Source organism: Paraburkholderia sp. EG286B (assembly GCF_040965655.1).
GTDB lineage: Bacteria > Pseudomonadota > Gammaproteobacteria > Burkholderiales > Burkholderiaceae > Paraburkholderia.
Genome location: NZ_JBFRCF010000008.1, coordinates 294,130 through 314,560 on the forward strand (window position 1 = coordinate 294,130; position 20,431 = coordinate 314,560).

At 67.2% G+C, this 20,431-nt stretch carries 19 protein-coding genes and 1 pseudogene; 15 read left to right on the top strand and 5 right to left on the bottom strand.

Annotated features, from left to right (window positions below; all coding sequences use genetic code 11):
• Nucleotides 1–256 precede the first annotated feature (256 nt).
• The 3 genes and pseudogenes from flhF (at nucleotide 257) to AB4Y42_RS19785 (ending at nucleotide 4,210) form a co-directional block, all read left to right on the top strand.
• Nucleotides 257–2,347 (top strand): flagellar biosynthesis protein FlhF, encoded by a 2,091-nt coding sequence (gene flhF / locus AB4Y42_RS19775; RefSeq protein ID WP_368689565.1) that lies wholly within the window; start codon nucleotides 257–259, stop codon nucleotides 2,345–2,347.
• Nucleotides 2,340–3,122: pseudogene (locus AB4Y42_RS19780) on the top strand (MinD/ParA family protein); the annotation flags it as partial. The gene flhF and the pseudogene AB4Y42_RS19780, both read left to right, overlap by 8 nt.
• Nucleotides 3,123–3,478: 356 nt before the next feature.
• Entirely contained in the window at nucleotides 3,479–4,210 is a 732-nt protein-coding gene (locus AB4Y42_RS19785; protein ID WP_028203358.1) for an RNA polymerase sigma factor FliA, read from the top strand.
• 168 nt (nucleotides 4,211–4,378) lie between these two features.
• On the opposite strand, the gene AB4Y42_RS19790 is transcribed toward AB4Y42_RS19785, so the two are convergent.
• From AB4Y42_RS19790 to flgA, 3 genes are all read right to left on the bottom strand, one after another.
• Nucleotides 4,379–4,822 (bottom strand): flagella synthesis protein FlgN, encoded by a 444-nt coding sequence (locus tag AB4Y42_RS19790; protein WP_069264359.1) that lies wholly within the window; start codon nucleotides 4,820–4,822, stop codon nucleotides 4,379–4,381.
• 49 nt (nucleotides 4,823–4,871) lie between these two features.
• A complete protein-coding gene (gene flgM / locus AB4Y42_RS19795) occupies nucleotides 4,872–5,216 on the bottom strand; it encodes a flagellar biosynthesis anti-sigma factor FlgM (RefSeq protein ID WP_324149884.1) in 345 nt (114 codons plus the stop codon).
• Nucleotides 5,217–5,396: 180 nt separating this feature from the next.
• Nucleotides 5,397–6,704: a flagellar basal body P-ring formation chaperone FlgA gene (flgA, locus tag AB4Y42_RS19800; RefSeq protein WP_368689566.1), complete on the bottom strand. Its 1,308-nt coding sequence runs from the start codon at nucleotides 6,702–6,704 to the stop codon at nucleotides 5,397–5,399.
• Between the two features lie 246 nt (nucleotides 6,705–6,950).
• On the opposite strand from flgA, the gene AB4Y42_RS19805 reads away from it, so the two are divergent.
• The 12 genes from AB4Y42_RS19805 (at nucleotide 6,951) to flgL (ending at nucleotide 19,230) form a co-directional block, all read left to right on the top strand.
• Complete coding sequence (locus AB4Y42_RS19805; RefSeq protein ID WP_368689567.1) at nucleotides 6,951–7,466, top strand: flagellar basal body protein; 516 nt, start codon at nucleotides 6,951–6,953, stop codon at nucleotides 7,464–7,466.
• Between the two features lie 93 nt (nucleotides 7,467–7,559).
• On the top strand, nucleotides 7,560–7,985 hold the full coding sequence (gene flgC, locus AB4Y42_RS19810) for a flagellar basal body rod protein FlgC (RefSeq protein ID WP_028203363.1): 426 nt from the start codon (nucleotides 7,560–7,562) through the stop codon (nucleotides 7,983–7,985).
• A 202-nt stretch (nucleotides 7,986–8,187) separates the two neighbouring features.
• A complete protein-coding gene (locus tag AB4Y42_RS19815) occupies nucleotides 8,188–8,835 on the top strand; it encodes a flagellar hook assembly protein FlgD (protein ID WP_368689587.1) in 648 nt (215 codons plus the stop codon).
• A 26-nt stretch (nucleotides 8,836–8,861) separates the two neighbouring features.
• On the top strand, nucleotides 8,862–10,106 hold the full coding sequence (flgE, locus tag AB4Y42_RS19820; RefSeq protein WP_368695076.1) for a flagellar hook protein FlgE: 1,245 nt from the start codon (nucleotides 8,862–8,864) through the stop codon (nucleotides 10,104–10,106).
• A 27-nt stretch (nucleotides 10,107–10,133) separates the two neighbouring features.
• Nucleotides 10,134–10,892 (top strand): flagellar basal-body rod protein FlgF, encoded by a 759-nt coding sequence (flgF, locus tag AB4Y42_RS19825; RefSeq protein WP_368695077.1) that lies wholly within the window; start codon nucleotides 10,134–10,136, stop codon nucleotides 10,890–10,892.
• Between the two features lie 71 nt (nucleotides 10,893–10,963).
• Complete coding sequence (flgG, locus tag AB4Y42_RS19830; RefSeq protein ID WP_069264346.1) at nucleotides 10,964–11,752, top strand: flagellar basal-body rod protein FlgG; 789 nt, start codon at nucleotides 10,964–10,966, stop codon at nucleotides 11,750–11,752.
• A 32-nt stretch (nucleotides 11,753–11,784) separates the two neighbouring features.
• Nucleotides 11,785–12,498: a flagellar basal body L-ring protein FlgH gene (locus AB4Y42_RS19835; RefSeq protein WP_368695078.1), complete on the top strand. Its 714-nt coding sequence runs from the start codon at nucleotides 11,785–11,787 to the stop codon at nucleotides 12,496–12,498.
• Nucleotides 12,492–13,691, top strand: coding sequence for a flagellar basal body P-ring protein FlgI (locus AB4Y42_RS19840; RefSeq protein WP_368689571.1), 1,200 nt, complete (start codon nucleotides 12,492–12,494; stop codon nucleotides 13,689–13,691). The genes AB4Y42_RS19835 and AB4Y42_RS19840 overlap by 7 nt, the downstream gene beginning before the upstream one ends.
• A gap of 10 nt (nucleotides 13,692–13,701) precedes the next feature.
• Entirely contained in the window at nucleotides 13,702–14,697 is a 996-nt protein-coding gene (flgJ, locus tag AB4Y42_RS19845) for a flagellar assembly peptidoglycan hydrolase FlgJ (RefSeq protein WP_368695079.1), read from the top strand.
• Nucleotides 14,698–14,965: 268 nt separating this feature from the next.
• Nucleotides 14,966–15,736, top strand: coding sequence for a flagellar brake protein (locus tag AB4Y42_RS19850; protein ID WP_368695080.1), 771 nt, complete (start codon nucleotides 14,966–14,968; stop codon nucleotides 15,734–15,736).
• 210 nt (nucleotides 15,737–15,946) lie between these two features.
• A complete protein-coding gene (gene flgK / locus AB4Y42_RS19855) occupies nucleotides 15,947–17,974 on the top strand; it encodes a flagellar hook-associated protein FlgK (protein ID WP_368689574.1) in 2,028 nt (675 codons plus the stop codon).
• A gap of 11 nt (nucleotides 17,975–17,985) precedes the next feature.
• Nucleotides 17,986–19,230 carry a flagellar hook-associated protein FlgL gene (gene flgL / locus AB4Y42_RS19860; protein ID WP_368695081.1) on the top strand — a complete coding sequence of 415 codons (1,245 nt, stop codon included), beginning with the start codon at nucleotides 17,986–17,988 and terminating at the stop codon, nucleotides 19,228–19,230.
• Between the two features lie 81 nt (nucleotides 19,231–19,311).
• Here flgL and fliR read toward each other — a convergent pair whose 3' ends face one another.
• Both fliR and fliQ read right to left on the bottom strand, forming a co-directional pair.
• A complete protein-coding gene (gene fliR, locus AB4Y42_RS19865; RefSeq protein WP_368692327.1) occupies nucleotides 19,312–20,103 on the bottom strand; it encodes a flagellar biosynthetic protein FliR in 792 nt (263 codons plus the stop codon).
• A 52-nt stretch (nucleotides 20,104–20,155) separates the two neighbouring features.
• Nucleotides 20,156–20,425 (bottom strand): flagellar biosynthesis protein FliQ, encoded by a 270-nt coding sequence (gene fliQ / locus AB4Y42_RS19870; RefSeq protein WP_028203375.1) that lies wholly within the window; start codon nucleotides 20,423–20,425, stop codon nucleotides 20,156–20,158.
• Nucleotides 20,426–20,431 lie beyond the last annotated feature (6 nt).

Sequence of the window (20,431 nt, forward strand, 5' to 3'; positions counted from 1 at the left end):
TGGGCTTTTTCGTTAGCCGAGCCGTGGGCGAGCCTTTCTGCGCGTAATTTTTGCCTGCGCGCACCTCCGTCACCGATTCCGCGAATTGCCCGCATTTCTCCGCCCTGATCCACCGATCATGGGGGGCTCACCTTCGAAATAATTCCAACATCGGAAAAGGCCTTGCGTAAGACGCCAGGCCGGCAGCAATCCAGCGCCATTCCAGCAACAGACGACCGGCGGCGGCATTGGCCGCTCACCTCATCAGGGGCTTAGCTTGAACATTCGCAAATTCATCGGTGGCACCAGCCGCGACGCGTTACGGCTCGTACGCGAAGCGCTGGGTGCGGACGCCGTCGTTCTGTCGAACCGTACGCTCGACGACGGCAGCGTCGAAATCGTCGCGCTCGCGGACCGCGATCTCGCGGCGATCGCGCCGGCCGATGCAGCCGCCGCGCAAGGCCTGGGTGGCCTCGTGGCGCAGGGTGGTCAAGGCGCCCCGTTCGCGCAGCCCTCGGCCGCCATGACGCCGATGTCGCGCGCGCCGCGCAGCGCGCCTGGCGCCGCTCCCGCGGCGCTCGCCGCCCCGGTCGGCAGTGCCAACCCCTACGCGAGCGGCATGCCGGACGTGTTCTCCTCGGTGTTCGGCGCGAGCCCGGAAGTGGGCGTCGAAAACGGCGGCGCAAGCGCCGATGCCGATGCCGATGGCGACCACGCCGCCGACACCGCCGTCTCGCTAGGCAAGGAAGCGTCGGCCGCGATCGCGCCGCTTTCGGCTTCGTCGCCATCGTCGCGTGCCGCGGCGGGACAGCAGGCCGCGCAATCGGCGATGCCGCCGACGCTGCAAGCCGCGAAGCAGGCGGCACAATCGCAACAAGCCGTTCCTCATGCGCATTCGCCGCTGCAAATGGCGCTGCAGGCTGCGACCGAGTCGCTCGCCTCGCCGGCCTTTGCGCCATCGTTTGCGTCCACGGCGCCGGCCGCCAACGCCAACGCTCAGGCCGCCGCACGCGAAGCCGCAGCGCGGCTCGAACAGGCCGCCGCCGCGTCGGCGGGCGACACGCCGCGCACGATGGCCGAATCGAACCCCTGGCTGATCGACCACGCCCGCCGCATCGCGAACCAGCAGAACGCGCCGCGCGTGCCGGGCATGACGCCCGCCGCCGCCGCCGCGCGCGGCCTCGGCAGCGTCGCCGACCCGGTGTTGCCGCCCGACGTCGACGCCAGCACGCCCGACTGGGCGCTCGAGGCCGCTCATGTCGCCGCGCGCCGCGCCGCGCAGCGCCTCGGCCACGGTCCGGAGGCCGCCGGCCCCGCGCCCGGCACTCGCAATGCGCAGGGCGCCGATGCGGCGCAAACCGTGAGCGAAGCGATCCGCGCGCGCATCGAGCAGGTCGTCAACGAAACCGTGATGAACGAGCTCGCCTCCATGCGCGGCATGATGGAAGAGCAGTTCGCGGGCCTCCTGTGGGGCGAGCGCCAGCGCCGCAGCCCGGTGCAGGGCGCGCTCACCAAGCAGCTGTTCGCCGCGGGCTTCTCGGCCCAGCTCGTGAAGATGATGATCGATCGCCTGCCCGACGTGCAGACCGAAGAGGCCGGCATGGAGTGGCTCCAGTCGGTGCTCGAATCGAACCTGCCCGTGCTCGAAGACGAAGAAGCGCTGATGGAGCGCGGCGGCGTGTTCGCGCTGATGGGCCCGACGGGCGTGGGCAAGACCACGACCACGGCGAAGCTCGCCGCGCGCTGCGTGATGCGCTTCGGCGCGAGCAAGGTGGCGCTGCTCACCACCGACAGCTACCGGATCGGCGGCCACGAGCAACTGCGCATCTTCGGCAAGATCCTTGGCGTTTCGGTGCACGCGGTGCGCGACGGCGCGGACCTCCAGCTCGCGCTCACCGAACTCAAGAACAAGCACATCGTGCTGATCGACACGATCGGCATGAGTCAGCGCGACCGCGCCGTGGCCGACCAGATCGCCATGCTGTGCGGCGCGGGCCGCCCGGTGCAGCGCCTGCTGCTGCTCTCGGCGACCAACCACGGCGACACGCTCAACGAAGTCGTGCAGGCCTACCAGAGCGAAGACGCACCGCTCACGGGCTGCATCCTCACCAAGCTCGACGAGGCGACCAACCTCGGCAGCGCACTCGACACCGTGCTGCGCTACAAGCTGCCGGTGCATTACGTCTCGACGGGCCAGAAGGTCCCCGAGAACCTTTATGTGGCGACGCGTCGCTTCCTGATCCGCAGTGCCTTCTGCATTCCGCGAGAGAGTTCGCCGTTCGTGCCGCACGAAGACGATATCCCGGCGCTGCTGTCGGCACTCTCGACGCGTTCGAATTCGCAGGCTCCCGAGGTCAGGTTTGGATAAGTTCGTAATCGATCAGGCAGAAGGGCTGCGGCGGCTGCTCGCGCGCGAAGGCTCGCGCGTGGTCGCGGTGACGGGCGGTGCAGGTTCGCCCGGGCGCACGACCACGGTGGTCAATCTCGCGGCGGCGCTCACCGCGCAGGGCAAGGACGTGCTCGTGATCGACGAGTGTCTGGGACCCCGCTCGGTCTGTGCGCTGGTGGGCGGTGTGCGGGGCGCAGGCAACTTCGCCGCCGTCATGCGCGGCGAGCGTACGCTCGACGAAGCTGTGGGCCGTCATGCGCTCGGCTTCGGCGTGCTGGCCGCCTCGCGCGACAACCGTGCGCAGTACACGGCCGCCCAGCTGCAGAAGGTCATTTCGGGTCCCGCGGACATCGTCCTGATCGACGCGCAGCTCGACGCCGACGGCGCGCTTTCGCCGCTCGCCATGCACGCGCACGACGTGCTGATCGTGATGCGCATCGGTGCGCAGTCGATCACGGACGCCTACGCGTGCATGAAACGGCTGCACTTCGCGCATGCGATCGCGCAGTTTCGCGTGCTCGCGAATCATGTGGCGAACGCCAGCGACGCGCAGGCCGCGATCGAGAACCTCGCGGGGGTGGCGAGCCGCTACCTGAGCGTGTCGCTCGACAGCGCCGGCAGTGTCGCCGCCGATCAGCACATGGCGCAGGCGCTCAGGCTCGCGCGCTGCATCGTCGATGCGTTTCCGTCGACGGCCGCCGCGCGCGATTTCCGCCACGTGGCCGCCGAACTGCCGCACTGGCCGATGCGACCCGCGGTCTCGGCGTGCTCGCCGGCCACGGCGCGCGCCAACGCGTTGTTCGGCGCGGCGCACGAAGAACATGAAGCGGCGGGCGACGCACCCGCCGACGATCTGGATGGCGCGCCGCAAGCCGGCGTCCAGCCACACGCTACCCATGCAACAGACGCCGCACACAGCACGCTCGCCGCGAACGCCGATTTGTTCGTTGCGGCCGTGACGGGTGTGCATCCCGCACCCAACGCAACATCCGCGTCCGCGTCGTCCCATGCGGGCTGGCGGACCGAGACGCCCGCGCAGCGGACGTCGCCGCAGCACGTCTGACGTGCGCACGACGACGCCAATCAGGGAGATGAGAAGTGGAGAGCACGATGTATAACGCTCAAGGAAAGATTTCGCAGGCCGACGTGCTCGCGAAGTACGCGCCGCTCGTGAGGCGGCTCGGCTTGCAGCTCGTCGCCAAGATGCCGGCGAGCGTGGACCTCGACGACCTGATCCAGGCCGGCATGATCGGCCTGCTCGACGCGGCCAACCGCTACAAGGAAGATCAGGGCGCGCAGTTCGAGACCTATGCGAGCCAGCGCATTCGCGGCGCGATGCTCGACGAGCTGCGCAGCAACGACTGGCTGCCGCGCAGCCTGCGCCGCACCTCGCGTGAAGTGGAAAGCGCGGTGCACAAGGTGGAGCAGCGGCTCGGGCGCTCGGCCAGCGAGACGGAGATCGCCGAGCATCTGAGCATGCCGCTCGACGAGTATCAGAGCATGCTGCAGGAACTGCACGGCAGCCAGCTCATCTACTACGAAGACTTCGACCGTTCCGCCGAGGACGAACCGTTCCTCGACCGCTACTGCGTCGATCATTCGGACCCGCTCTCGGCGCTGCTCGACGACAGCCTGCGCGGCGCGCTCGTCGAGGCGATCGACCGGCTGCCCGAGCGCGAGAAGCTGCTCATGTCGCTCTATTACGAGCGCGGCATGAACCTGCGCGAAATCGGCGCGGTGATGGAGGTGAGCGAGTCGCGCGTGTGCCAGCTGCACAGCCAGGCGGTGGCGCGCCTGCGCACGCGGCTGCGCGAGATGTCGTGGGCCGGCCAGGAGAATTGAGGCGGTAGACGCTCCGCGCGGCTGCCAGCGCGGACCGGGTGCGGTGAAAGAGCCGGAGTGCGAGAGCGCTCCGGCTTTTTTGTTGATGGACGGGACTCGCGCAAAACAAAAAAGCCGAAGCATCACTGCTTCGGCTTTTGTCTTTGGGCGAACGACGTGCGTGCGCGCTTACAGCCCGAACGCCGGCAGCCGCCCATCGGGACCGTACAGCATCGAGCCGTTGCCCGTTTCGCCGCGCAGGATCGACAGCGCGCGGCGGTTATGTTCCATGCGCGTGCGGATCATCATGCCGATGGTGAGATTCTTGCGGCGGGCGCGCTCGGTCGAGCCCTTGAGCAGCGCCCACTGGCTTGCCAGACGCGCGTCGCCGTCGCAGGCCATTTCGATGCCCTTGCGGCCGCCCGGCAGGCCGAGGCCGGCCAGTTGCGCGTCGCGCGCTTTTTCGAGGCCCGCGAGACGCTGCGTGAGCGTCGTCTTCTGCTCGACGATCTGCGGCAGCGCCTCCATGCCGTCGGCCGACACGAGCGCCTTTTCTTCATAGGCGAGCAGCGACGCGAACGCCTCGACCGTGGCGTGTTCGTCGATCAGTGTGGCCAACAGGGCATCTTTCATTGCAAGGCACCAAAAAAGCGAGGTTTGCGCGGCGCTCGCGCATCGGGCGTCAGTTGCCCGACGTCGGCTTCATGAGGTCGCGCGCGGTCTGGATCACGCCGTCGGCGATCTTGCCGGAGTCGATCTGCAACGTGCCGTTGCGGATCGCGTCCTTGATCGACTGCACGTGCGCCGTGTCGATGTCGGCGGAACCGCTCGCCGCGAGCGAGCGCATCGTCGACGAGAGCGACGAGAGGCTCACGTTCGCGCCGCCTTGGGCGGCGGCGGTCGTGCTGCCTGCCGCGCCGGAGGTGGCCGCGGTGTCGGTGCTTACGCCGGTCGAATCGGCTTGCGAGCGCGCGAGGCCATCCTGCAGCGTGCGCGGATCATTGCGGGTGGAGGAGTCAACTTTCACGATGGGCATTCCTGATCGATTTGACCTTGATAACGGCACAGGTCGGGCCGAACTTTAGCCGAAAATCCCACCGTTACATGCTGTTACGTGTGCTGGCGCACCAAGCCGGAAACGGCCGGATCGGGCCGTTGGACGAGGCTCTGCACACCCTGATCCGGCCCTTACCAGCGCTTACCGGCCCTAGATCTGCACCTGCACGGTACCCGCGTCCTTGACCACGCCCGAGATGATCTGGCCGCCGCTCGTGCGCACGCGCACCTGCTGGCCGGGCTCGGCGTTGTTGAGCGCGCTGCCCTCGGCGGAGATCGTGAAGTTGCTGCCCACGGCGATCACCTTGACCGTCTGGCCGATGACGACCGAGGCGGCGCTGCGCAGCATGTCGGTGCGCAGCGGCAGTCCCGCGGAAATGCGCGCGAGCGCGACGGCGCCCGTCGCCTGGTTCGGATCGGTGATGATGGTCTGCGGCAGGTTCGCGAGGTCGCCCGCGCGCGGCATGAAATCGGCGGCCGAAAGCGCCTCGCCCGCGCCGATCTGGCGCGAGGCCACGTAGTAGGTCACGTCCACGGCAATGCGCGCGCTCACATAGAGCGTCCACGGCTTCGCGCCGATGCAGCGCACGCCCACGGTCGTGTGTCCGTAGGTGCGCGCGCCCGGCGGCATGAACGGCTCGAGTGACGTGCAGGCCGCGAGGCCGCGCGGAAACACCGGCGCGACCGTGATGCCCACGTGGCCCGGCAAGCCTGCCGACTGCTGCTGCAGGAAGGCGAGCGCGGCGGCGCGGATTGATTCTCCGTCCTGCTGGCCGGGCGGCGTGGCCTGCACGTTCGTGGCGACGGCGCTGGTATTGGGGTTCGGCGGCGCGCTGGTGCTTGCGCTGGCAACCGGCTTCGCGCCCGCGAGCGCCGCTGCGCCCGCGTCCACGACCACCGGGGCGACGCGGTTCGCGGCGGTAGACAGGTTCACGCGCTGCAGCGCGCCCGCGTTGTTCGCATTGGCCGCCGGCACGCGCATGGGCTGGGCGCTCGCACCCGGCGCGGGAACCGTGACGATGCGCGGCGCGTCGCCCTGGGGCGCGCGCTCGCCGGGACCCGGAATCGTGATCATGCCGTTCGACTCGACACCCGCGCGCGCATCCTCGGGCACGCCGTGCGAATTCAGATCGGCATAGCTGGCCGCGCGCAGCGGCGCGGCCTCGGTGGCGGGAGCACTGCTGGCCGCAGCCGCGGCGGGCTTCTTCGCCGTGCTGGTGAGCAGCGCGTTCATCTGCGCGGCGTCGGCGCCCGCGCGGTCGCCGGGGCCCGCAATGAAGATCTGGCCGCCGGCGGCGTCCGGTTGCGCCGGCGTTTGTGCATGCGCGAGCGTGCCGCCAAAGAGCCCTCCGCCAAAGGCGCAGGCAAGCGCACACGTCCAGGACGCGCGCCACGACAGCGCGCGCACACGCCGCTCCAGGCCGGCGTGCGGCCTACGCAAGGTGGCAGTCTGCGGCATTGTCGTTCTCCATCGAATGCATTGACACGCCTCGCATTCTAGGCGGCGGCCCCCGCGCGCTAGCGTCGAATAGAGGGGCGCTTTACCGGCTATTCGTCCGATTGGTTCTTGCCACCCCCGCCTAATATTCCACTCCATGCGCAAAGGCCTTCGGACCACGCGCCTAACGTTTGCGCCGGTTTTCTCGCCGATGGCGAGCCCGCCGCGCTCAAGCCGAATCCTTTTTCGTTTCACGGAGAACGCCCGATGCTGGACAAACTCGATGCCGAATTCGCCTTCGGGCGCGAAGCGCTCGATGTGCGCGCCACGCGGCAGGCATTGATCTCTTCGAACATCGCGAACGCCGACACGCCGGGCTACCAGGCGCGCGACGTGGACTTCGCGGCGTCGCTGGCTGGCGCGCTGCGCCAGCAGGGCGCCGGCGGCAAGGTGGGCATGACGGCCACCTCGGGCGGCAACGTCCAGCCGCTTGCCATGGCGCAGCCCGCGGGCGTGACGAGTGGCATGCAGATGGCATCCACGGAGTCGGGCCACATGGCCGGCGACGCAAAGCTGATCCCGACGGGCGGCCCGGCCGACACCTACAAGAGCCAGCTCATGTACCGCACGCCGGTGCAGCCCGCGCTCGACGGCAACACGGTCGATCTCGACACCGAACGCGTGCAGTTCGCCGACAACGCGCTGCACTTCGAGTCGGGCATGACGGTGGTCTCGCAGCAGATCAAGACGATGCTCTCCGCGATCACCTCGGGTTCGAGCTGATCGCCGCAGGCAGCGCAGCCGGAAAACGCATTAACGAAGCCATGAACGACCAACGCGCGCGTGACGCGCACCTGATGTGAGGTCAACGAAACCATGCCATCCCTGATGAACATCTTCAGCGTTGCGGGCTCCGCCATGACGGCGGAATCGCAGCGTCTGAACGTGACGGCGTCCAATCTCGCCAACGCCGACAGCACGACCGGCCCCGACGGCCAGCCGTACAAGGCGAAGCAGGTCGTGTTCGCGGTGAACCCGCTCGGCGGCGCGCGCACGGCCTCGGGCCAGCAGGTGGGCGGCGTCAGGGTGACCGGCGTGGTGGACGACCCCACGCCGATGAAAGAGACCTACGACCCCGACAATCCCTCCGCCAACGCGGACGGCTACGTGACGATGCCGAACGTCGATCCGGTGCAGGAGATGGTGAACATGATCTCGGCGTCGCGCTCGTACCAGGCCAACGTCGAGACGCTGAACACGGCCAAGACGCTGATGCTCAAGACGCTCACGATCGGAACGTAAAGCGGGAAACCTGAAGCACGGCAAGCCGCAGTCAGTACGGACACTGCAGTACATACAGAGACCAGCGGGCGCGAAATGAAGCAGCGCCTGCCACCACCACACGCCAAAGCACGAAGCGCAATCGAGGGAGAACGCGTTGAGTTCCAGCAACACAACCATCGGCGGCAGCACCGCCACCGTGTCGCAGCAACTGCTCGACACCATGAACGGCACGAGCTCGAGTTCGTCGTCGGCGTCGTCGAGCGGCACGAGCGCGAGCGACCTGCAGTCCACCTTCCTGAAGATGCTCGTCGCCCAGCTGCAGAACCAGGACCCGACCAATCCGATGGACAGCTCGCAGATGACCTCGCAGCTCGCCCAGATCAACACGGTGTCGGGCATCCAGCAGCTCAACACGTCGCTGTCGTCGCTCTCCACCCAGCTTTCGGCAGGCCAGAACGCGCAGGCCGCGCTGCTGATCGGCTCGACCGTGCTCGCCCCGGGCAGCAGCGCCGCCGTGTCGAGCGGCAGCGCGCCGCAGCTCGGCGTGACGCTGCCTTCGGCGGTCTCGGACGTGAAGCTCACGATCACCAACTCGTCGGGCCAGGTCGTCAACACGCTCGACCTCGGCGCGCAGTCGGCCGGCACCGTGCCGGTCACCTGGAACGGCAAGGACAGCTCGGGCAACACGGTCGCCGACGGCACCTACACGATCACCGCGAGCGCGACGACCAACGGCCAGTCCGCCACGGCAACCGCGCTCGTCGCGAGCCAGGTGCAGGGCGTGGTCCAGAAGTCGGACGGCACCCCGAGCCTGTCGCTCGCCAACGGCAAGACCGTCGCGCTTACGAGCGTCGGCGCCATTCTCTGAACACGATAAACGCGGAGTAGACAACCATGGGCTACCAGCAAGGATTGAGCGGCCTCGCCGCGTCGTCGAACGATCTCGACGTGATCGGCAACAACATCGCCAACGCGAACACCGTTGGCTTCAAGCAGAGCACGGCGCAGTTCGCCGACGTCTACGCGAACACCATCGCGACGTCGGTGGGCAACCAGATCGGCCTCGGCGCCTCGCTGCAGACCGTGCAGCAGGACTTCGCGCAAGGCACGATCAGCACGACGGGCCAGGCGCTGAACGTCGCCATCAACGGCAACGGCTTCTACCAGATGTCGAACAACGGCACGATCACGTACTCGCGTAACGGCGTGTTCCAGCTCGACAAGAACGGCTACATCACCGATGCCTCGGGCAACGATCTGATGGGCTACGCCGCCAGTTCGACCGGTGTGATCAACACCGCGCAGACCGTGCCGCTCCAGGTGCCGACCACCAACATCGCACCCGTTGCGACCAAGAACATCACGGCGCAGCTGAACCTGAACGCACAGGCCACGACGCCGACCACCACGACCTTCAGCGAAACCGACTCGACGAGCTACACGTATTCGACGTCGGTCACGGCCTACGACACGCTCGGCGGTACCCAGACGGTCAACATGTATTTCGTGAAGGACGCGACGAGCGGCCAGTGGGACGTGTATGCCGGTCAGGCCGGCTCGGTGTCGAAGCTCGGCACGGCGCAGTTCAGCTCGTCCGGCGCGCTGCAGAGCATTACCCCGGATACGGCCAACGGCGTGACGAGCAACGGCACCACGTCGCTTACGTTCAGCATCAACCCGACGGACGGCTCGACGAAGCCCCAGTCGCTGACGCTCGACCTCGCGGGTACGACCCAGTACGGCTCGGCCAACGGCGTGAACAACCTCGCCCAGGACGGCTACGCGAGCGGCACGCTGTCGAACTTCTCGATCGGCGCGGACGGCACCATCACCGGCAACTACTCGAACGGCCAGACCATGTCGCTCGGCCAGATCGTGCTCGCCAACTTCAACAACCCGAATGGCCTCCTGAACCTGGGCGGCAACCAGTTCCAGCAAACGGCGGCATCGGGCGTCGCGCAGGTCTCCACGCCGGGCAGCACGAACCACGGCACGCTCACGGGCGGCGCGCTCGAAGCGTCGAACGTCGACCTGACGAACCAGCTCGTCGACCTGATCACGGCCCAGCGCAACTACCAGGCGAACGCGCAGACCATCAAGACGCAGCAGACCGTCGACCAGACGCTGCTGCAGATGTAACGCGTCTAACCACGTACCGGGCACATCATGGACCGACTGATCTATACCGCGATGACGGGCGCGAGCCAGGCGCTCGAGCAGCAGGCCGTCGTCGCGAACAACCTCGCGAACGTCTCGACCACGGGCTTTCGCGCGCAGCTCGCCAACTTTCGCGCCGTGCCGATGTCGTTCGGCGACGGCTCGACGGTGAACGACCAGACGACGCGCACCTACGTGCTCTCGGCGACGCCTGGCTCGGACATGACGCCCGGTGCGATCTCGCATACCGGCAACCCGCTCGATATCGCGATCCAGGGCCAGGGTTTCATGGCCGTGCAGACGGCCGACGGCAACGAGGCCTATACGCGTGCGGGCAACCTGCACGTCGATGAAAACGGCCAGCTCGTCACGGCCAACAACCTGCAGGTGATCGGCGGCGGCGGCCCGATCGCGGTGCCGCCGGGCTCGGCGGTCACGATCGGCAAGGACGGCACGGTTTCGGCCATCGCGCCGGGCAGCCCCGCCAACGCGATCGCCATGATCGACCAGATCAAGTTCGTCAACCCGCCGGCCGGTGCGCTCACGCGCGGCGACGACGGCCTGTTCCACACGTCGGACGGCAACCCCGCCGACGCGGACCAGACCGTGCAGGTCGCGACCGAGTCGCTCGAGGGCAGCAACGTGAACCCGGTGGCGGCGATGGTCTCGATGATCACCAACGCGCGCCAGTTCCAGATGCAGACCAAGCTGCTGCAGAACGCGGACCAGAACGAGCAGAGCGCGAACCAGCTGCTCAACTTCAGCTAAGCCATTTCAAGTTAATGAAGGCCGCTTCGCGCCGCACGACGCGCGCGAGGCCGGACCGGGAGAAAGACACCGTGAACCGATCGCTCTACATCGCCGCCACCGGCATGAACGCCCAGCAGGCGCAGATGGACGTGATCTCGAACAACCTCGCGAACGTGAGCACCAATGGCTTCAAGGGCTCGCGCGCCGTGTTCGAGGACCTCATGTACCAGACGCTGCGCCAGCCGGGTGCGAACTCGACCCAGCAAACCGAACTGCCTTCGGGCAGCCAGGTGGGCACGGGCGTGCAGCAGGTGGCGACCGAGCGTCTCTATACGCAGGGCAACCTGCAGCAGACCGGCAACTCGAAGGACGTGGCGATCAACGGCGCCGGCTTCCTCCAGGTGCAGATGCCCGACGGCACGACGGCCTACACGCGCGACGGCTCGTTCCAGACCAACGCGCAAGGCCAGCTCGTGACGGCGAGCGGCTACCAGGTGATGCCGGCGATCACGGTGCCCGCCAACGCCACCTCGCTCACCATCGGCAGCGACGGTGTAGTGACGGTCACGACGCCGGGCTCGAGCAACAACACGACCATCGGCACGCTGCAGCTCGCCATGTTCATCAACCCGGCCGGGCTGCAGTCGAACGGGCAGAACCTGTTGTCGGAAACGGCATCGTCGGGCGCGCCCACCGTTTCCACGCCGGGCCAGAACGGTTCGGGCACGCTCAACCAGGGCTACGTGGAATCGTCGAACGTGAACGTCGTGCAGGAACTCGTGAACATGATCGAGACGCAGCGCGCCTACGAAATCAACAGCAAGGCGGTCACCACTTCTGACCAGATGCTGCAAACCCTCAGCCAGATGCAGGTCTGAGGTCTCCCTGGTTAATCAAGTCGGTGAAGAATATGTCGCAGTCCGTTCGAAACCATCCTCGCATCCGCGCGCGGCATCCGGGCACCGCCCGGGCGCTCGTGGCGGCTGTGGCGCTCGCGATGCTGGCGGGCTGCGCCTACCTACCCAACCGGCAGCCGATCACGCAGCAGCCCATGACGGCCGTGCCGCCCCCGCCGCCCGCGAACACCTCGCCGGGCGCGATCTACAACCCCGGCTACGCGGGACGGCCGCTGTTCGAGGACCAGCGTCCGCGCAATACCGGCGACATCCTCACGATCGTCATCTCCGAAAACATCAACGCGACCAAGTCGTCGGGCGCGGCCACCAAGCGCGGCACCAGCGCGAGCTTCTCGGGCACGGCGAACTTCCTGCCGGGCTTCTTCAACCGCGCGAACCTGAATACGACGGGCGCGAACCAGTTCGACGCCACGGGCGGCGCGAACGCCTCGAACACGTTCACGGGCGTCATCACCGTGACCGTGACGAACGTGCTGCCCAACGGCAATCTCGTCGTGTCCGGCGAGAAGCAGATGCTCATCAACCAGGGCAATGAATACGTGCGCTTCTCCGGCGTCGTCAATCCGAACACTGTTGCCGGAGACAACTCCGTGCTCTCGACCGACGTCGCCGACGCGAAGATCGAATACTCCGCGAAAGGCGTGATCGACGAGGCCGAGACGATGGGCTGGCTGCAACGCTTTTTCCTGAACATCGCGCCATGGTGAAGATCCGCTTCCATCATTCGCGCCGCTCGCGCGTGAAGGACGTGCTCGCCGCCCTGGGCGTGGCGTTGGGCTTCGTGCTGGCCTGCGGCGCACTCGTCGCCTACGCGACGCCGGCGCGCGCCGAGCGCGTGAAAGACCTCGCGACCTTCCAGGGCGTGCGCGACAACCCGCTGATCGGCTACGGCCTCGTGGTGGGTCTCGACGGCACCGGCGACCAGACGACCCAGGCGCCGTTCACCACGCAGACGCTCGCGAACATGCTCGCGAACCTCGGCATCTCGATCAACAACACGTCGAGCTCGTCGGGTTCGTCGTCGACGCTCAACAACATGCAGCTGAAGAACGTCGCCGCCGTGATGGTGACGGCCGTGCTGCCGCCGTTCGCGCGGCCGGGCGAGCAAATCGACATCACGGTGTCGTCGCTCGCCAACGCGAAGAGCATTCGCGGCGGTACGCTGCTGCTCACGCCGCTCAAGGGCGCCGACGGCCAGGTCTACGCGCTCGCGCAGGGCAACGTGGCCGTGGGCGGCGCGGGCGCATCGGCCAACGGCAGCAAGGTGCAGGTGAACCAGCTCGCCGCGGGGCGCATTGCCGGAGGTGCGATCGTCGAGCGCGCGGTGATTTCGCCGGTTTCGCAGCAAGGCGGTCTGCTCACGCTGACCGTCAACGACATGGACTACGACACGACGCAGCGCATCGTCTCGGCCGTCAACAACATGTTCGGCCCGGGCACGGCCTCGCCGCTCGACGGCCGCACGATCCAGGTGCACGGGCCGGCCGATCCGGGGTCGCAGGTGGGCTTCATCGCGCAGATCCAGGACCTCAACGTGAATCCGGCCACGCCGGCCGCGAAGGTGATCCTGAACGCGCGCACCGGCTCGATCGTCATGAACCAGATGGTGACGCTGGAGAGCTGCGCGGTCGCGCACGGCAATCTCTCGGTCGTCGTGAACACGCAGACGGCGGTGAGCCAGCCCGGTGCGTTCTCCAATGGCCAGACGGTGGCGACGCGGCAGTCGCAGATCCAGCTGAAGCAGGACAACGGATCGCTCAAGCTCGTCACGGCGGGCGCCAATCTCGCCGAAGTCGTGAAAGCGCTCAACGCGCTGGGCGCCACGCCGGCGGATCTGATGTCGATCCTGCAGGCGATGAAGGCGGCGGGTGCACTGCGCGCCGACCTCGAGATCATCTAAGGGGTGTAACTTGGATAATACGAAGAACATCGGCGGCGGCAGCCTCGACCTCACCAACCGCTTCGCGCTCGACGTGCAGGGCTTCGACTCGATGCGCGCCGCGGCGAACGCCTCGCCCCAGCAGGGCGTGAAGATGGCCGCGAAGCAGTTCGACGCGGTCTTCACGCAGATGATGCTCAAGAGCATGCGCGACGCGACGCCCGACGACGGCCCGCTCGACTCGCACGACGGCGCGCAGTTCACCTCGATGATGGACCAGCAGCTCGCCCAGCAGATGTCGAACAAGGGCATCGGCGTGGCGAACGCGATGCTCAAGCAGCTCATGCGCAGCATGGGCGGCGCGGCCGGTGCCGATGGCGCCGGCGGTGCGGGCGGCGGCGTGGCGGGCGCGATCTCGGGGCTTTCGGGCAAGGACGCGAGCGAGGGCAACCTCGCCATGCTCAATGCGCTAGGCCGCGCCTACGGCAACGCTGCCGCCAATGGCGCGCTCGCCAACGGCTCGGGCTACAGCGGCAACAGCGCGCTCACGCCGCCGATCAAGGGCAACGGCGACGCCTCGGTGGACGCCTTCGTCGACAAGCTCGCCAATGCCGCGCAGCAGGCCAGCTCGACCACGGGCATTCCGGCGCGCTTCATTCTCGGCCAGGCCGCGCTCGAATCGGGCTGGGGCAAGCGCGAGATCAAGAACGCCGACGGTTCGGCGAGCCACAACGTGTTCGGCATCAAGGCCAGCAAGGACTGGACCGGCAAGACCGTCTCGACGGTCACGACCGAGTACGTGAACGGCCAGCCGCATCGCGTGGTGGAGAAGTTTCGCGCCTACGACTCGTACGAAGACGCGATGACCGACTACGCCACGCTGCTCAAGAACAACCCGCGCTACGCGTCGGTCATCAACGGCTCGAAGAGCGCCGAAGGCTTCGCGCACGGCATGCAGCGCGCGGGCTACGCCACCGACCCGCACTATGCGAAAAAGCTGCTGACCATCATGCAGCGGATGGCCTGACGATCGATTCGACGGCCGGCGCCGCGGTTGACGTCAATTAGGCAGCCGCAAACGTTGCCTCGGCGCCGTTGCCGGAAGAAGCTGCACACGCGTGTTTCATGCAGGGAAAAGGCACATTTTTTTTACGCCCAATCCCTAAATTTTTCGTAATGTCTGCCGCTAATGCAGGCGAGATGGAAAAGCAATCCGGGCGGTCGGACCGCCCGAACGGCGCGTGCGGAAAGGGTCCGCTCTCGCGCCGGCACGTTCACGAATTTCCGGCAGGCCGATGAATACCGTTCAGTCGAATCCACAGGAAGCAGGCGAGGGCGCCGAGGGTGCCGACGGCTCCCACGATTTTGGGCGCCGCAATCCGCTCGAGATCGGCGTCCAGCTACGCAATCTCGTCAATCGCGGCGACTTCCTGACCCTCCAGTATCGCGGCGGACAGCTCGTCACGCGCATTCTGGCCGTCAACGGACGCGAGCGCACGTTCGTGTTCGACTGGGGCGCGATGCCCGAGCAGAACACGGGCGTGCTCGCCGCGCCCGAGTGCCTCTTCCACGCCTCGCCCGACGGCGTGCGCGTGGAGTTCACGACCGCGACGCCGCGGCGCACCGAGTTCGAAGGGCACCCCGCGTTCGAAGCCGATTTCCCCGAAGTGCTGTTCTACGTGCAGCGGCGCGAGTACTTCCGCGTCGACACGCCCGTGCTCGAGCCGTGCATCTGCCGCGGCGAGCTGCCGAGCGGCGGCCCGCGCTTCGCGTACGAGGTGCATGACCTCTCGCTCGGCGGCCTTGGGCTGCGTACGACCGAAGAGCGCGTCGCGGATCTCGCCATGGGGCTCGTGCTGCCCGACGTCGAGCTCGACCTGCGCGCGCACGGCAAGCTGCGCGTGGATCTCGCGCTCGTCGTGCTGCGTTTCATCGATCTGCCCAACGGCGACCGCCGCTATCACATGGGCTTTCGCTTCGACGCGCTGCCCGGCGCCTCCGAGAACACGCTGCAGCGCTATATCACGCAGCTCGAGATGAAGCGCCGCGCGCTCGCGCGTGCCTGAGCGGCACGCGCCTCACACGCACGATCCGCCACACCCCGGACGGCGCAGCGCATGCTGCGCCGGTTCGCCCGCCGCGCGGCAGCCGCGCACGCGCCTACTCGCTAACGTTTTCGTCCCCATCGGGCGCTCAATTTTTGCAGTGCGTTGCCGTTATACCGTGAGTACACCACGCGGTTTGCCAGGGGGGCAGGCCGCTTTCGAGGATTACGCATGTCCAACATTTTCTCGATCGGTCTGAGCGGCCTGCAGGCGGCGCAGATTGGTATCTCGACCACCGGCGAGAACATCAGCAACTCGACGACCGCGGGCTACACGGTCGAGAAGCCGGTGTACCAGGAATCGGCAGGCCAGTACACGTCGAACGGCTATCTCGGCAGCGGCGTCACTACCGCCACCGTGCAGCGCGCGTACAGCCAGTACCTCACGACGGCCGTCAACAATGCGCAGACGGCCAGCAGCTCGTACACGGCTTCGTACAACCTCGCCACGCAGCTCTCGAATCTCGTGGGCAGCCCGACCTCGGGCATCGCCACCGCGATCACGAACTTCTTCACGGGCCTGCAGAACGTCTCGAATTCGCCTTCGGATACCGCAGCGCGGCAAACCGTGCTCTCCGACGCGCAGACGCTCGCCACGCAGATCAACGCCGCGAGCCAGCAGTACGACGCGATGCGCCAGAGCGTGAACACGCAGCTCACGAGCGCGGTCTCGCAAATCAACACCTACACGCAGCAGATCGCGAACCTCAACGCGCAGATCACGTCCGCGAGCTCGAGCGGCCAACAGCCGAACCAGCTGCTCGATCAACGCGATCAAGCGGTCGCGAACCTCTCGCAGCTCGTGGGCGTCCAGGTCGTGCAGGGCAGCACCGGCTACAGCGTGTTCCTCGGCAACGGCCAGCCGCTCGTGGTGAGCAGCCAGAGCTACAACCTCGGCACGCAGCCGTCGAGCACCAACCCGCAGGAACTGGACGTGACGTGGCAGGGCCTGAACGGCGCGAGCGCCGCGGCGCAAGGCGCGCCGCAGGTGCTGTCGTCGGCCGCGCTGCAAGGCGGCACGGTGGGCGGCCTGGTCTCGTTCGTCCAGACCACGCTCGATCCGGCGGAGTCGCAACTGGGCGCGATCGTGACGAGCTTCGCCGCGCAGGTGAACGCGCAGAACGCACTCGGCCTCACGCTCTCGGGCGGCGCGGGCGGCAATCTGTTCACGGTGGGCAACCCGCTCGTCACGGCCAGCTCGACGAACCCCGACACGCAGACCACGGTCAGCGCGACGCTCACGAACAGCACGCAGCCGCTCACCGACAACTACAAGCTGAGCTACGACGGCACGAACTGGAACCTCACCGACACGACCACGAACTCGCTGGTCGCGACCCAGCCGAACGGCACCGCGCCGATCAAGATCGGCGGCTTCTCGATTACGCCTTCGGGCACGGTGAGCGCGGGCGACTCGTTCATGATCCAGCCGACGGCCGGCGCGCTCGCGAGCTTCTCGGTCGCGACCAGCGACCCCGCGGCCATCGCGGCGGCCACGCCGGTCGTCGTGTCGGCGTCCACGACGAACGCAGGCACGGCCACCGTGACGCAAGGCGCGGTGGGCACGGGCTATTCGACGACGAACCTGCCCGTCACGCTGACCTACAACTCGACGTCGGGCACGCTGACCGGCCTGCCCAACGGCACGACCGTCACGATCACGACGCCGGGGTCGACCACCACCAGCACCGTGACGATCAGCAGCACCGCGACGCCGCCGGTGACCGGCGTGCCCTACGATCCGACCACGGGTGCGACCTACACGATCACGAACCTCACGGATTCAGCGGGCGCGAACGCCACGGCGACCAACGTGAGCTTCACGATGACGGGCACGCCCTCGAACAACGACACGTTTACGGTGGCGGGCAACAAGAGCGGCACGCAGGACGGCCGCAACGCGCTCGCGCTCGCGAACCTCACGTCGAGCACGGCGTACACGGGATCGACCACGCTCACCACGGCGTATGCGAACTACGTGAACTCGATCGGCGACACGGCAAGCCAGCTCAAGGCGTCGAACACGTCGCAGCAGTCGCTCGTGACGCAGCTCACCTCGCAGCAGCAGTCGGTGCAGGGCGTGAACCTCGACGAGGAAGCCGCGAACCTGCTGCAGTATCAACAGCTCTATCAGGCCAACAGCAAGGTGATCCAGACGGCGGCATCGCTGTTCCAGACCCTGATCGGCATTTTCCAGTGAGGCGCTGACCCATGCGTATCGCGACTTCCCAGATTTTTTCCTCCAGTCTGTCGACGATGGAGAACCAGCAGTCTCAGCTCCTTCAGGTCCAGCAGCAGATCTCGACCGGCGTGGCGATTTCGAACCCGGGCGACAATCCGCTCGGCGCCGCGCAGGCGGTGACGCTTTCCGCCACGAGCGCGACGCTCACGCAGTACACGTCGAACCAGACCACGGCGCTCACTGCGCTGCAGCTCGAGGACACGACGCTCTCGAGCGTGACGAGCACGATGCAGAGTATCCACTCGCTCATCATCGAAGCGCAGAACGGCTCGCTCACGGACCAGGCGCGCCAGGCGATCGCCCAGCAGATGCAAGGCGACCGCAACCAGCTGCTCACGCTCGCCAATACCACGGACGGCGCGGGCAACTACATCTTCTCGGGCTTCCAGAGCACCTCGCAGGTGTTCTCGAACAAGTCGGGCGGCGGCGTGACCTACAACGGCGACGCGGGCCAGCGCGTGATGCAGGTGGCCGGCACGCGCAACATCGCGGTCGGCGACACGGGCACGACGGTGTTCCAGAGCGTGCAGGCCGTGGGTTCGGCCAACGTGGCCTCGGGCAGTTCGTCGAACAAGGGCACGGGCGTGATCAGCGGCGTGACGGTGACGGACCCGACCCAGGCGACCAACAACGACAACTACTCGATCGCGTTCGCCACCGACGCGACCACGGGCGCGCTCACCTACACGGTGACCGACCACAGCGTCAGCCCGGCGACGACCACGACGCCGGCCAATTACACCGAAGGCAACGCGATCTCGCTCGGCTCGGGCATGAGCGTGACGATGTCGGGTACGCCCAGCGCGGGCGACTCGTTCTCGGTCACGCCCGCCACGGCGTCGCAGAACACGGACGTGTTCGCGAGCATCGACAGCATCATCGCCGCGCTGAATACGCCCGCGAGCGGCTCCACCGCCGCGGTCGCGAACCTCAACAACGCGCTGAACACGGGCCTTACGCAGATCGGCAACTCGCTGTCGAACGTGATCACGGTGCAGGCTTCCGTGGGCGGCCGCGAGCAGGAAGTGAAGGCGCTGCAAACGGTCACGTCGACCAACTCGCTGCAGGTCACGTCGAACCTCTCCGACCTCATGAGCACCGACACGGTGGCCGCGATCAGCCAGTTCGAGCAGCTGTCGAACGCGCTCACGGCTTCGCAGAAGAGTTTCGCCGCCACGCAGAATCTCTCGCTGTTCCAGTACATCAATCCTTGATCACGAGGCGTTGAGCGGGCAAAAAAAGCGGACTCCGGTCCGTTTTTTTTTGCGCTGCGCGCACATCGTGCGAAGCGCGTTTTAACCGTGCGGCCGCAGCGCGCCGGCCACGCGGCCCATCTGATCGAGACCGCTGTCGAACAGGCGCGCGAAGTAGGGAATCAGGTTCGGCATCATCAGCTGAATGAGCAGCAGGCCCACGAGCATCGTGAGCGCGAAGCCGATCTGGAAGATACCGATTTGCGGGGCCGCACGGTTCAGAATGCCGAGCGACAGATTGGTGATGAGCAGCGCAACCACCACCGGCAGCGAGAGCAGCAGGCCCGAAGTGAGGATCGTCGTGCCATAGTTGGCGATCAGCTGCCAGCCCGAGGCGCCGAGCACGCTCGCCGTGACCGGCAGGGTCTGGAACGTGGCGACGAGCGCCGCGAGCATCTGCAGATGGCCGTCGAACACGAGGAAGGCGAGCATCGCCATCATGTTCAGCCACGAGGAGAGCGCGGGCGAGCTGGTGTTGGCCTGCGGGTCGAAGAAGCTCGCGAAGCCGAGGCCCATGCCGAGGCTCATCATGTCGCCCGCCGCGGTCACGACCGCGAACACGAGCTGCATCGTGAAGCCGAGCGCCACGCCGATCAGGAACTGGTTGACGAGAATCCACACGCCCTCGGCGGAAAACACCGTGACCTGCGGCATGGCGCCGAGCGTGGGCGCGACGATCAGCGTGATGAAGCCCGCGAGGCCGATCTTCACGCGCGTCGGTACGGAGCGGTTGCCCAGCACGGGCGCGACCGCCACGAGCGCCAGTATGCGCGTGAACGGCCAGAGGAAGGCCGTGAGCCAGGCGTTGAGCTGCGCGTAGGTGACCGTAAACATCGTGTGCCGAAAGACGTGCGCCGAAAGCGCAGAGGGGCGGCCGGAGCTGCGTCTAGCCCGCGAGCTGCGGAATGCTCGTGAAGATGCGGTGCATGTAGTCGAGCATCGTCGTGAGCATCCACGGGCCGGCGATCACGAGCGTGACCGCGATGGCGGCCAGCTTGGGGATGAACGCGAGCGTGGATTCGTTGATCTGCGTTGCCGCCTGGAACAGGCTCACCACCAGGCCCACCACGAGCGCGACGAGCAGCAGCGGCGCCGCAAGCAGGAGCGCCACGTACATCGCCTCGTGGGAGAGCGTCATGACCATTTCGGGCGTCATGTCTGT

Coding starts and splice junctions, on each gene's coding strand:
- flgC (WP_028203363.1), top strand. CDS start 7,560: ATGCCATCCCTGATGAACATCTTCAGCGTTGCGGGCTCCGCCATGACG.
- flgL (WP_368695081.1), top strand. CDS start 17,986: ATGCGTATCGCGACTTCCCAGATTTTTTCCTCCAGTCTGTCGACGATG.
- fliQ (WP_028203375.1), bottom strand. CDS start 20,425: ATGACGCCCGAAATGGTCATGACGCTCTCCCACGAGGCGATGTACGTG.
- AB4Y42_RS19840 (WP_368689571.1), top strand. CDS start 12,492: ATGGTGAAGATCCGCTTCCATCATTCGCGCCGCTCGCGCGTGAAGGAC.
- AB4Y42_RS19790 (WP_069264359.1), bottom strand. CDS start 4,822: ATGAAAGATGCCCTGTTGGCCACACTGATCGACGAACACGCCACGGTC.
- flgF (WP_368695077.1), top strand. CDS start 10,134: ATGGACCGACTGATCTATACCGCGATGACGGGCGCGAGCCAGGCGCTC.
- flgE (WP_368695076.1), top strand. CDS start 8,862: ATGGGCTACCAGCAAGGATTGAGCGGCCTCGCCGCGTCGTCGAACGAT.
- AB4Y42_RS19805 (WP_368689567.1), top strand. CDS start 6,951: ATGCTGGACAAACTCGATGCCGAATTCGCCTTCGGGCGCGAAGCGCTC.
- AB4Y42_RS19850 (WP_368695080.1), top strand. CDS start 14,966: ATGAATACCGTTCAGTCGAATCCACAGGAAGCAGGCGAGGGCGCCGAG.
- fliR (WP_368692327.1), bottom strand. CDS start 20,103: ATGTTTACGGTCACCTACGCGCAGCTCAACGCCTGGCTCACGGCCTTC.
- AB4Y42_RS19785 (WP_028203358.1), top strand. CDS start 3,479: ATGTATAACGCTCAAGGAAAGATTTCGCAGGCCGACGTGCTCGCGAAG.
- flgK (WP_368689574.1), top strand. CDS start 15,947: ATGTCCAACATTTTCTCGATCGGTCTGAGCGGCCTGCAGGCGGCGCAG.
- AB4Y42_RS19835 (WP_368695078.1), top strand. CDS start 11,785: ATGTCGCAGTCCGTTCGAAACCATCCTCGCATCCGCGCGCGGCATCCG.
- flgA (WP_368689566.1), bottom strand. CDS start 6,704: ATGCCGCAGACTGCCACCTTGCGTAGGCCGCACGCCGGCCTGGAGCGG.
- AB4Y42_RS19815 (WP_368689587.1), top strand. CDS start 8,188: ATGAACGGCACGAGCTCGAGTTCGTCGTCGGCGTCGTCGAGCGGCACG.